The 11405-nt window shown below is 71.6% G+C and carries 10 protein-coding genes; 4 read left to right on the top strand and 6 right to left on the bottom strand.

Annotated features, from left to right (window positions below):
* Window positions 1-11: 11 nt before the first annotated feature.
* The 4 genes from BCL76_RS02560 (at window position 12) to BCL76_RS02545 (ending at window position 2491) form a co-directional block, all read left to right on the top strand.
* Window positions 12-560 carry a hypothetical protein gene (locus BCL76_RS02560; protein ID WP_109777688.1) on the top strand — a complete coding sequence of 183 codons (549 nt, stop codon included), beginning with the start codon at window positions 12-14 and terminating at the stop codon, window positions 558-560.
* 9 nt (window positions 561-569) lie between these two features.
* A complete protein-coding gene (locus tag BCL76_RS02555) occupies window positions 570-869 on the top strand; it encodes an RNase A-like domain-containing protein (RefSeq protein WP_030844105.1) in 300 nt (99 codons plus the stop codon).
* Between the two features lie 10 nt (window positions 870-879).
* Complete coding sequence (locus BCL76_RS02550) at window positions 880-1557, top strand: contact-dependent growth inhibition system immunity protein (RefSeq protein ID WP_109777686.1); 678 nt, start codon at window positions 880-882, stop codon at window positions 1555-1557.
* 400 nt (window positions 1558-1957) lie between these two features.
* Window positions 1958-2491, top strand: a complete 534-nt coding sequence (locus BCL76_RS02545; protein WP_109777684.1) for a hypothetical protein — start codon at window positions 1958-1960, stop codon at window positions 2489-2491.
* Window positions 2492-2498: 7 nt separating this feature from the next.
* On the opposite strand, the gene BCL76_RS02540 is transcribed toward BCL76_RS02545, so the two are convergent.
* From BCL76_RS02540 to BCL76_RS38770, 6 genes are all read right to left on the bottom strand, one after another.
* Window positions 2499-3740 carry an erythromycin esterase family protein gene (locus BCL76_RS02540; RefSeq protein WP_109777682.1) on the bottom strand — a complete coding sequence of 414 codons (1242 nt, stop codon included), beginning with the start codon at window positions 3738-3740 and terminating at the stop codon, window positions 2499-2501.
* Window positions 3741-3799: 59 nt separating this feature from the next.
* On the bottom strand, window positions 3800-4780 hold the full coding sequence (locus tag BCL76_RS02535; protein WP_109777680.1) for an LLM class flavin-dependent oxidoreductase: 981 nt from the start codon (window positions 4778-4780) through the stop codon (window positions 3800-3802).
* 10 nt (window positions 4781-4790) lie between these two features.
* A complete protein-coding gene (locus BCL76_RS02530; protein ID WP_109777678.1) occupies window positions 4791-6575 on the bottom strand; it encodes an ABC transporter ATP-binding protein in 1785 nt (594 codons plus the stop codon).
* Window positions 6572-9706 (bottom strand): lantibiotic dehydratase, encoded by a 3135-nt coding sequence (locus BCL76_RS02525; protein WP_109777676.1) that lies wholly within the window; start codon window positions 9704-9706, stop codon window positions 6572-6574. Before BCL76_RS02525 ends, BCL76_RS02530 begins: the two co-directional genes overlap by 4 nt.
* Before the next feature lie 5 nt (window positions 9707-9711).
* Window positions 9712-11010, bottom strand: coding sequence for a lanthionine synthetase C family protein (locus BCL76_RS02520; protein ID WP_258309243.1), 1299 nt, complete (start codon window positions 11008-11010; stop codon window positions 9712-9714).
* Window positions 11011-11150: 140 nt separating this feature from the next.
* Window positions 11151-11336, bottom strand: coding sequence for an FDLD family class I lanthipeptide (locus BCL76_RS38770; protein ID WP_109777672.1), 186 nt, complete (start codon window positions 11334-11336; stop codon window positions 11151-11153).
* Window positions 11337-11405: the final 69 nt, after the last annotated feature.

Here is an 11405-nt window from a genome sequence, read left to right as displayed (position 1 = left end):
CCGTGACTCGGATGGACGCCACCTCGTGGAGCCGTTCCCTGCGGGCTCTTTTCGGGGAGGAGATGTTCGCGGCGGTGGGGGCGCGGCGGTGCGATGACTGGCGCCTGGACGCCCTCGACGTCATGCAGCTGCGGACGGACGATCCGCGCGGCTGGTCGAAGGTTGCGGCGGCATCGACCGGGGGCGATCGCGACACCGGCCCGGACAGCCCGTTCGGCGCTGTCACGCCAGGAGACTTCAGCACGGCCTTCCCCGTGTCCAGGAGGGGCGCCGAACAAATCCTGGTCACGCTCCAGGGTGAGTGGTTCCAAGCAGAGGACATTCCGGATTTTGATGCGAGAGAGGCCGAGCTCACCTCGCATGCGAGAACGATCCTGGAAAGATTCGGAGAAGACGCGCTGTTCTTCACCAATGCGGCGACGGCGCGAGAGAATCCCCATGCCGATATGTTCCGTCGCGAGGGTACCTATGAGGGCTTCACCAGCCACGTGATGGATTGTGGTGTAATCGCTGTCTCCGCCACGGAAGTCGGCATCTTCTGGGGCTTCACCATCGACTGAGGATCTCCCGTGCGTACCCGTTCTGCCACTTATCCCGACCGCGCGACCGCACAGTGGTGTACCCAGCAGGTCGTCACGCGCAACGAGCAGGCCGTACATCGCTGGCTGGCCCAGGGCACGCGACCGAGGCTCACCATCGAGGCCGCTTGGCCGTCCCGTGAGGAGGCCGTCGGGCGCGTGCTGCTGCAGGCGATGATGCTCGCCGGTCGTGAGCCCGTCGACGTGCGGGCCGCGCGGGTGACGCTGAGGCGTGAAGCGTCGAGTCCGCACGGCTTCGTCGTGCACGCCACTTACCCGATCTACCTCTGAAGGTGCCGCAGTGCCCATGAAGCCGCTTGAGTTCGACCGCCGGTACGGCGAACTCGACGTCGTCGTCGCAGCCTTCGTCGGACAGGAACCCGACAGTCCGGAAGCAGGCACAGCGCCTCCGGCCCTTCGGGCGTACCTCCGGCACACCTGGCACACCCGGCCCTGGGCCCTCTCCGTCGCCGAACAACAACTCCGGGAGTACGCACGGAATCCGCCGGGAAGTTTGCGGTTGCGCCTTGGCGAGTTCTATTCGATACCTGACATCGGATTGTCCGAGTCCCGGACGCAGAGCTGGCTGTCCGAGATGGCCGACCACATCAAGCACAGCATCGAGTCCGGAGACGTGCCTCCACCGGTCGCGCCCGGGACCCACTGGGAATGGCACGCCCGCTTCGGGGAGCTGGGACAGTTCCTCGGCGGTTGGTTCTCGCAGGACATGCCCGACGAGTTCGGCGACCACGATGCGGCGGTCCGTGACTACCGGGCGACGGTTGACCCCCAGCTGACCGCCCGGCTGGTCGGTGAGATCCACGAACTGCTGGCTCTGGGGCTGGAGGAGCACGACTACGCCGTCGGCGTCGCCGAGCTCGGCATGGAAGTCGAGCCGCCGGCCCCGTTCTCGGTCGAAGTCTGGCTCCGGACGGTGGCGGAGCATCTCGGGACGGCCAGGCCCGACTACGCGAACTGAGCAGCTCTTTCGCTGTGCTGCCCGTTCATGCGGCCGATCCTCCCCAGCCGCTCCCCGACGCGGCTTCGTTCTCCCCGGATTCTCCCCGGTCGCGGCTGCCTCTGAAGACGGATCGCCGCTGGTCGGGACCGCGATCCCTGCCGTGACCGGCTGTGCGACGTAGTGGCAGCGAGGCAGGAGCAGGTGGCCGTCGTTCGCCTGGCGGTACCTGGTGGCTGGGTACGGCTGCTCGTTCACAGAGAAACAACCGTCGGCCCCGACCCCTGCGCTCCCGACGCTCAGGCCGTGGCGCCGCTCCTGCCCGCCGGCCCGCCTCTGGCCGGAAAAAGAACCGGCCCTCGGCGTCCGGACGAGACTGGCGGAAGACGATCACCAGGATGAACAGGAGGCGAGGGTCCCGATGAATCCGTACGCGTACGTGCCCGCCGACGATCCGCTCTTCGGCGCGGTCAGGATCGAACTCGACCACGAGGCCGGGACACTGGTCGTGAGCGGGGACGGTCTGCCGCCGGTCGACATCCGGCGGGCTCCGAACACAGTGCCGCAGAGCCACGTGCCGATCGGGACGCGCGACCCCGAGCACCTCACTCTGCTCGTCGACGGTGCAGAGGAGACCCTGCGGCCGTCCAAGGGATTCCTGACCCGGCGCTCGTACCGGGTCGAGGTCGTCTCAGCGGCGCGGGAGTGCAGCTATCTTCTGGTTCCGGACACCCTCGGTACCAGCAGGCTGCTGCGGGACGAGCGGCTGCTCGGCGTCTTCACATCGAGCGGCGACGGGCGCGTGTCGGCCGACTGGGAGGCGGAGGGCGAGTCCGAGCGTGCCAGGGACCCGTACGACACGTCCGTGGGGTACGGGCTCGCTGCGGCATTCGGCACCGGTGCCGAACCGATGTGGCAGCTCACTCTGAACGCCGCGCTCGACCTGTGGCCGTGAGAGAACCTCAGTCCTCCGCCGGGGGCAGCAGGTGGGAGCAGGTCGAGCGTGCTACGAACGCGATGCCGTCGTAGTCCTCGGCCGGGATGAGCGGGGCGGTGTTCAAGCGGTAGAGGAAGCGTTGGACGTTGGCGCCGAAGCTGCGCTGCGCGTGCGGGGCGTGCAGCCAGGGCTCGGCGTCGGCGGAGGAACCCGCGGCGCGGAGGTCCGCGTAGTAGTCGCCGGGTACGGCGTGCGTGAGTCTGGCCTCCAGGGAGCGGAGGCCGGTGCCGATGCGGTGGCGCGCCGGCGGGCGCTGAAGGTCGTTGCCACGGCGGGCGAGGAAGGAGCCCTTGCCGAAGAGGAGGGCCAGCGCGTAGTAGGCGTTGCCGTACCGTTCGCGCAGACGGCTGCCGAGGGCCGGCACTCCTTCCCCGTACGTGCCCTTCGCGATGTGCCCGTTGTGCGCCCAGACCATGACGCGCGCCTCGGGATCGTCGTCCACGAGCCGTGCGACGGCCGCGGCCATGTAACGGTCCCGCGCGGCCAACACGCCCTCCTCGCCGACCGAGGCGGCGAAGGGCCGGGTCACCAGGTCGGCGGCGCGGACCAGGATCCGCGCGTGTTCCAGAGCCTCGTCGGCGTCGTCGCGGGTATCCGACCGCCCGGCGTGGTCCGCGACGAGGCCGGCGATCTCCTCGGCGCGCCGCATCAGGGCCTTGTCCGGGTCCGGAAGCGAGCCCGGGCGGGCCCGGGCCAGTACGTCCAGGGCGCCCATGCGCCCGGCCTGATCGGGCGCCGTCCGGCGCAGAAACGCGGCGACGGCCTCAACCGAGTCGGTGCAGAGCTGGGGGTCCGTTCCCACGAAGCGGACCCGGCGCTCTTCGGGCAGGTCGTGGTTGTGGGCGCGCAGCCACTCGACGAGGTCGACCATCTCTCGGGTGCGCCAGGTCCAGAAACCCAGCCGGGCGACGAGCCGTTCGGGGGCGCCCGTGCCGTACCGGACGTACGCGTCGAGCGCGCGGGCGGCGGACTGGCTGGCCTCCATGGCGAGGGTGGTGAACCCCTCCTCACGGACCAGGAACTCCACGATGCGGTGCTTCAGCCGGAAGAACTCGCCCGTGCCGTGGGTGGATTCCCCCAGCCCGACGATCCGTGTCCCCCGCAGTGCCTCGCCCAGGGGTTTCAGGTCCTCCGCCGGCGCGCCGGGGGTCAGGGTGCTCAACGGGTTGGCGTGCTCGTTCAGCCATCGGGCGATGTCGTCGGGCACCGTCCTGCCTCTCTTCACCGCGTGCGGGAGGACGGCACGCGGTCGTGCCCCGGCCTCTCTCACCCGTTCATGGGTCGGTTCGTCGCTTCCCGGCAGGCCGCGAGGATCTCCTGGAGGTCCCGTACGGCGTCCGGTCGGCCATGCTCGGAATACACGCCCGCGACGTTGACGACAACTTCGTCCACCCCCGCCCGATCGTATTCGGCCAGCTGTGCGGCGATGCTCCCGGGCGTGCCGTAGAGGAACACTCCGGAGTCGACGAGGGCGCGGGCGCCGAGGCCCGGGCGGCTGTGGTGGACGCGCAGGCCGGCGCGGCGCAGCATGTCGCAGTAGTGCGGCCCGGCGAGGTGGACGTGGGCCGCCGCGAAGGCGAGCCGGTAGGCGTGGCGCCCGGGGCGGTCGACGCCGGCGTGCACGACGGTGACCATGCGGGGCACCGGGCGGCCCGACTCGGCCGCGCCCTTCGCCATGGCGGGCAACAGGGTGTCGCGGACGTAGCCGGGCGGGGTCATCCAGCTGATCGCCGCGTCCGCCACCCGGCCCGCGGCCCGCGCGAGCGTCGGCCGGAGCACAGCGAGTCCGGTCTCCACCCCCGGATGTGACAGGCCCGGCAGAGCGATGGAGGCGCCGATGCCGGGCCCGGCGACCCCGTCCTCGGCCCCGATCAGGCGCTGCACCTCGGTCAGGTATTCCACACAGGCATCACGTTGGCTGTCGTACGGCTTTCCGTGCAGTCCGGCGACGACGTCGGGGGTCGCGGGACCGAGTCCGAAAGTCGTGCGGTGGCCGGTGAGGACGGACAGGGAGCGGGCCTGGATCGCCGCGTCCAGCGGATGTCGCAGCGGCATGAGGGCGACACTGGTCCCGACCGGGATGCGGTAGCCCATGCCGGCCAGGTAGGCGAAGACCTGCTGGGTGTCGGCGCTGAGGGACTGGCCCTGCCAGAGGCGGTCCGCGCCTTCGTCGCGGACGAGCGCGGCGAAGGGGGCGACGTGCCGGGGGTCCGTCGGCATGGCGGGATACAGGACGGATACGCGCATCACTCGGCCTTCAGGGGGACGCGGCTTCGGTCAGGTAGCCCGAAGCCTGGATACGGAAGAGCCGGGCGTAGACGCCGTCGGCCCTCAGGAGGTCTTGGTGCACACCGTTCTCGATGACCTTGCCGTCCTCCAGGACGACGATCCGGTCGGCCATCCGGACCGTGGCGAAGCGGTGGGCGATGACCAGGGAAGTGGCGCCGCGGGCGACGTCCTTGAGCCGGCCGAAGATCTCCGCCTCCGCCTCCGCGTCGATGGAGGCCGTCGGCTCGTCGAGGACGACGACGGGAGCGCGGCGCATGAAGGCCCGGCTCAGGGCGATCTTCTGCCACTGGCCGCCGGACAGCTGGTGGCCGTCCTCGAAGTGGCGGCCGAGTGTCGTGTCGTAGCCACGGGGCAGCGCCTCGACGAACCCGTCGGCGCCGGCGGCCCGTGCCGCCTCGGCGACGCGCCCGGTGTCCTCGCGGTCCTGGACACTGCCGAAGCCGATGTTGTCGCGGACGGGCAGCTCGTAGCGGATGAAGTCCTGGAAGATGACGCCGATGTGGCGTTGCAGGTCGTCGAGGTCGTACTCCTCGATCGGGACGTCGTCGACGAAGATCTGGCCGCTCGTCGGCTCGTAGAGCCGGGTGAGCAGCTTGACCAGCGTCGTCTTGCCGGAGCCGTTCTGTCCCACCAGCGCGATGCATTCGCCCGCGGGCAGGGTGAAGCTGACGCCGTCCAGGACGACGCGGCCGGTGCCGGGGTAGACGAAGCGGACGTCGCGGAACTCGATGCCTTTGCGGAGCGTCTGCGGGAACCGGCGGGTGCCGCCCTTGATCCGGCGCTCGGGCAGGGCGAAGAAGTCGAAGAGATTGCCGAGGAACAGGCTGTCCTTGTAGAGAGCGGCGACGCCGAGCAGCATGCCGTGGGCGGAGACCTGGACCGAACCGACGGCCTGGAGGTAGCCGGCGAGCTGGCCGACCTGCCCGGCGTGGGTGGTGGTGTGGATCGCCCAGAGCACCGCGCCGGAGGAGGCGGCGACGCTGAGGAGACCGAGGACGCCGCCGAGCACGGACTGCTTGCGGGCGAGGCGGCGGTCGACGTCGAAGAAGGTGCGGATGAGCCGGGTGTAGAGGTCCACCAGGTGCGGGCCGAGCTGGAAGAGACGGACCTCCTTGTAGGAGTGGTCGGTGGTGGCGAGGTGTTGGTAGTAGTACGCGCGTCGCCGGTCGGCCGTCCGGTCGTACTCGATCTCGTACGCCCTGTGGCTGAAGAGCATGTACGAGACGACCGACGGCATGGGCGAGAGCAGGATCACCAGGGCGATCCAGGGGCTCCAGGAGAACAGCACCACGCTGACGGTCACCAGGGTGACCAACTCCCTCGCGACCTCCAGGAGCTGGGTGAAGACCTGGTAGACGCGGCCTCCGCTGCTCTCCTGGAAGGCGCGCTGCATCTGGTCGTAGACCTCGGCGTCCTCGTACTGCTGGAGGTCGAGCATGGTGCCCTTGCGCATCACCCACTCGCCGATGCGAGCGGTGAGTTCGAGCCGCAGGAGGGTGTCGAGGTACTGCAGGAAGGTGCCCAGGACATGGCTGGCGAGGCTCACCCCGAGAAGGGCGGCGCCCGCCATGAGCGCGGCCCGTCCGGCGTCCCGGTCGCCGGTGACGGCGTCGGCCACACCCTGCACGGCGGCGGCGACCAGCCCGATCTGCGCGGCCGGTATGAGGGCGAGGAGGAGGGAGACGCCGGTGAAGGCGGACACCCGCAGCGGGCTGAGCCGCCAGAACAGCGTGCTGACGCGCAGCCAGATCATCGGCCCTCCCTGGCCTTCGCGGCCGTGCGGCCCCGGACGGCGCGCAGGACATGGGCCCACAGAGCGTGGCTGCGGGCCTCCCGCTGGAGGTCGATGGGGAGGAGCCGGTTGATCTGCATGTGCACGAGGCTGGCGAGGATGGCGTCCTCGGAGCCGACCAGGAGGCCACGGCGGGCCGCCTCGCGGACGGCTGCGGCCGTCTCGGCGACGGCTGGTGCCTGCGCGGCGAACGTCTCCTGGAGGAGGAGCCGGTGGGCCCGCCCTTCCTCGTGGGGGTCGCGCTCCCACGGGCTGAGGAGTTCGCACAGGTAGGCGCGGTGTTCGCGGAACAGCGTCCGGGTGTCCCGGACAGGGGCCTCGTCGTGGCCGCCGGCGTGGTGAATGCGCCCGCCGCCCGGCGGCATGCCCCACTGGGTGTGGAGGGTGTCCAGAGCGGCGACGGCGAGGAACTCGGGCCTGATGTCGGGCTGTCGCGACAGCAGCAGGGCGGTGGCTTCGCTGTTGGCGGTGAAGAGCAGCTCGGCCGTGTCGAAGACCTCCGGGCCGCCGTAGCGGGCCGTCTCCGGTGCGTAGCCGGCGAGTTCGATGTCCAGGGCCAGTCCGCGGGTGACGAGATCGCGCCCCCACGCGGTGACCTCGGTGAGGATACGGTCGGCGTCGGTGCCGCGGACCCGCAGGCGCAGGTGCGGGAACGGGTCTGCGTAGCGGATGTAGAACCAGCGGTCCAGGAGCCCTTCGCGGCCCAGTCCCGCGACGAGGTCGAGCAGCGGGCCGGCGATGATCTCGTCCTGTCGCTCGGGGGCCGCGTAGACCTTGAGGAACGTCCAGGCACTGCCCGGCAGATGGCGCTCCACGGGCACCTCGCGGCCTTGTCGCGGCACGGGAGCGCGGGTGGCGCGGACCGCGTCGCGGGCGAGGACGGGGACGACGACCTCGGCGGCGTAGCGCTCGCCGTCGGCATCCTGGAGCCACATGCCGTCGAAGGACGGCAGCATCTCGTGGAGGACGAGGGTACCGCGCTCGTCCAGCTCCGCACGGAGTTCGGCGCGGCAGGCGGGGTGGTCGAGGTCCAGCAGCAGCCGTTGGTCGGACTCGACGAGATAGACGTGGCGGGGCACGTTCCAGCGCCGGCGCCAGCCGTCGAGGTCGTCGAGCGGGTGCGCGGACGGTGTGCCGGCTGCGGGCGCCGCGAGACCGGTCCTGCCGTGCGCGCCCGTGGGGTCCGTGGCCGCGGGACTACTGGTGAGCCGCCACTGCGCGGGGCGCAGGACGATCCGCCCGCGGGTGACGCGCGGCAGGAAAGGGGCCGCCTCGGCGGGGCCCCAGTGGAAGCCGGAGGGCATGACGCAGCCGTCCTGGGAGGCCTCCAGCAGGAACCGGGCCACGTTCGGCGCCATCGCCGGGCTGAGCATGTGGTGCTGGGCGACCACGACCTCACGGTCGAGTTTCCGGGACCACAGGTGGAACCGATCCCCGCTGACGCCGACGAGGATGTCGTCGAGGGGGAGGACCTGGTCCGGGCCGACGGACGGCGTGGTGTTGACGGGGATCTCGTACGGCCGGACGGCGGGGCGGAGGGTGATGTTGGCCGCACGGCCGTACGGGGGCAGGAACGCGAGCTCCGCGTAGGCGACGTCGGGGAAGAGCGCCTCCTCGGCGCGGGCGTACCCGCGCAGCCGCTTGGCGGTGGGCTCGCCCAGCAGCTCGCTGAAGCGCCCGAAGGTGCGGCCGCCGTAGGTGAGGCTGTCGTAGCGCAGGACGGCCTGCCACTCCCCCCGGTCGAGGGCGGCGCGGTCGGCGGCGTGCAGCTGGAGGTAGACCTCCATGGCGGGCGGCGGGTCGGGCACCGGGCCGCGCGGGGCGAGGCGCTCCAGCCAGGCGTCGGTCAGCTCGACCTCGAAGGACTTGTCCCACCAGGCCTGCTGGGCGAACTCGACGAGCAGGGCGTCCAGCCGGGCGGTGTGCTCGGGTGTCGCCCCCGGCAGTTCGATGCTGCGCGGCGGATTGGTGTAGGTCGGCGGGGCGTCGAGCCCGGTGTCGGGGCTGAGCAGACCGAGCACCGGGACGCGGGTCCCTTCGCCGTAGCGTTCGGTGAATTCCTCGCGGTAGCGCGTCAGGTGGTTGCGCGTGCCGTGGGAGGCGCTCAGGCGGACCAGGACGCCGACGGCCTCGGCCGCCGCCTCGCCGATCGAGGCGTTCAGGACGGGTTCGTCCAGGTGCAGTGCCATGTCGGCCTGGTAGGAGCGGCCGTGGTGTCCGGGTACGAGGTCCTGCTGTGCGGCGGCGAGCCGGCGCAGGGAGGCGGTGTCGTCGGCCCGGTCGGCGAGGTCGGCTACGGCGCTGAGCCGGTCGGCCGTCTCCTGCGCGGCGGGGATGCCGGTGAGCCTCTTCAGGACGTGGTGTTCGGGCCGTTCCGCGGTCTGCGGGGGCCTCAGGTCGCTGATGAGGAAACCGAGGTCCCACATCTGCCGGACCAGGCCCTCGACGGTCTCGGCCGTGACCTCGGTGAAGGCGGCCGCGAGTTCGGCGGTGATCCGCTCGTACGGGACGGGGGTGGCGGCTGTCCGCATGACGAGCTCGACGGCGGGTGTGGCCCGGATGCGCACGCTGCGGGCGTCGTGTCGGCCGTACTTGTCGGCCTGCGGCAGGACCACGCGGTCGCCGGCCGTGTCCGCCATCGGGTTGAGGACGAGCCGGAGCCGGCGGAGCAGGTCGTCGGACTCGTCGAGGCGTTTGATCAGCCCGAGCAGCCAGCCCATGTCGGCGCGCACGCGCAGCCGGTGCTCCTCGGGCCGGCCGAGCCTGGCGGTGGTGGCGGGGCCGAACTCGCCCATCGCCACACCGGAGAAGGCCCCGAAGGGCGTGGGCCGGGTCGCCATGCGCGTGACGTAGCGCAGCAGCCCGGAGTGCAGTCGGCGCAGGCGCTTCTCGCTGAGGTCGCCGATCCGGTCGAGGCTGTCCGTCATGTCCTCGCTGGCGATGAGCAGGGCGCGCGTGACGTCGGGACGGCGGGCGAGGTCGACGAGGGCCCGCGGGGTGTCGTCGGGGTCCGCGGTCACGTCGAGCCAGGTGCGGGCGGGCAGGGCGGGGGAGCGCAGGAGGAAGAAGCCGGCGGGCTCGTACGGGGTCATGGACGTCACCGGCCGAGGAAGGCGCGGAACCAGTCGGGCCGCCGGTCGCCGGTGGCAGCGAGCAGCGCGAGCGCGACGCCGGCGGCACCGGTGAGCAGTCCCGGGTCGTCGACGGGTTTGCCGGGCTCCTCCAGGTCGGCGAAGCCCAGCGGGCGGTCCGGCTCGTGACGGTCGAGGAGGTCCCCGACCAGTTCCGGCAGCCGCTCGCGGGCGGCGGCGCTCCAGGGGGCGAACTCCAGTGTCAGCATGACCAGTCCGGCGAGGCCGTGGCAGAGGGTCGGCGACAGTGGCCGGAGGTCCCCGAGGCGGGCGAGCGCGCCCTCGAAGGCGCCGACGGCTTCGGCGCGCAGTTCGCCGTCGAGGGTGGCCTCGGCGACCGTGAGGAGGGCGCCCGCGACGCCGAAGGTGCCGTAGCACCAGGCGATCCGGTCGTGCACGCATCCGGCGGAGACCTCGTGGCCGTGTTCGTCGACGGGCGTGCCGTCGCTCCACAGGGGGCCGTGCGCGTCGGTGTCAGCCTGTGCGCGGATCCAGCTGCTGAGGGTGGTGACGGCCTCCAGGTGGCCTGGGCGGCGGTTGCCCGCCGCCCAGGCGGCGGCGAGGGCCGCGGCGATGCCGGGGACGCCGTGCGAGAGACCGAGGTTGAGATACCCGTGCGGGTAATTGGCGAGGTAGTCGCCGATGGGCGGGTAGTACGGGGGCGTGATGAGCCAGCGGTGAGGGGTGCCCGCGGTCTCGGCGGGTCCGGCCAGCCAGATGAGGTAGTCGGCGAGGACTGCGGCGGCCTCGGCGGCCCGCTCGGAGGGCTCGGGGACGGAGCTCAGCTGGGCGAGGGTACCGGCCGCGCCGGTGACGAGGTCGTAGTCGAGGTCGCTGACGGCCCGTTCGGTGCGGTGCGGTGGCGCGGCGAGGACCTGCTCGGCCAGCTGGTCCGTCAGCCGGTCGAGGCTGGGGCGGAAGCGGGGCTCGTCACGTGTGACGTCCGTGAGGGCGAGGAGGAGGCCGCTGGTGCCGGCGAACAGACCGTGATGCTGCAGAGGTTCGGTCCGGGTCGAGAGGACCGCCTCGCGTATGTGACCGGAGGCCGTGTCCAGGTCGCCGAGCCCGGCCCGGGCGGCGTACAGGTGGAGCAGCGCGGTACCTGCCTGGCCGTGGGTCAGACTGGGCGGGTACCAGGCGCCTGTGGTGTCGCTCTGCTCGGCGGCGCGGAGCGCGAGGTCCTCGACCTGAGCGGTGGTCGCGGTCTCCCTCAGAACCTGCCGGACGGCTGTCCGCGCGCGGCTCACGAGGTCGTCGTCTGCCACGCGGGCCCAGGCTTCGGTACCGTGGTGGGTGAGGTGCATGGTGGTCGGCCCCTGTCTGTTCGGCGTGCTTCTCTCGCTCTGCGACGACGGGTGCTGCCGTGTCTCGACCACGGCAGCACCCGTCGGGAACTAGCCCGTGGCTACTTGCCGCCCACGCAGAAGACCGTGCAGATCGAGGTGCAGACACAGGTCTTGCTGGCCTGGCAGGTCACCCGGGTGCAGACGGTGCGGGTGGCGATCCCGGAGATGGACGGCGGGGGCGCCTGCTCGCCGGTGGGGCCGGCGGGAGCGGAGATCCGGGCGTCCAGGTCGAATGCGTCAGACATGACTTTCCTTTCGTCATTCTTCCCGGCGAATCGCTTCGTCGGGGGCTCCGGAGGTTTTTTCCGGCGCCG

Origin of the sequence: Streptomyces sp. CG 926, assembly GCF_003148825.1 — a bacterium.
GTDB lineage: Bacteria > Actinomycetota > Actinomycetes > Streptomycetales > Streptomycetaceae > Streptomyces.
The sequence above is the reverse complement of the archived record's forward strand: the minus strand, read 5'-3'. Positions and strand labels throughout refer to the sequence as shown.

Excerpts from the sequence above, each read along its gene's own strand:
- BCL76_RS02560 (WP_109777688.1), top strand. The coding sequence starts at position 12 with ATGGACGCCACCTCGTGGAGCCGTTCCCTGCGGGCTCTTTTCGGGGAG.
- BCL76_RS02545 (WP_109777684.1), top strand. The coding sequence starts at position 1,958 with ATGAATCCGTACGCGTACGTGCCCGCCGACGATCCGCTCTTCGGCGCG.
- BCL76_RS02535 (WP_109777680.1), bottom strand. The coding sequence starts at position 4,780 with ATGCGCGTATCCGTCCTGTATCCCGCCATGCCGACGGACCCCCGGCAC.
- BCL76_RS02530 (WP_109777678.1), bottom strand. The coding sequence starts at position 6,575 with ATGATCTGGCTGCGCGTCAGCACGCTGTTCTGGCGGCTCAGCCCGCTG.
- BCL76_RS02525 (WP_109777676.1), bottom strand. The coding sequence starts at position 9,706 with ATGACCCCGTACGAGCCCGCCGGCTTCTTCCTCCTGCGCTCCCCCGCC.
- BCL76_RS38770 (WP_109777672.1), bottom strand. The coding sequence starts at position 11,336 with ATGTCTGACGCATTCGACCTGGACGCCCGGATCTCCGCTCCCGCCGGC.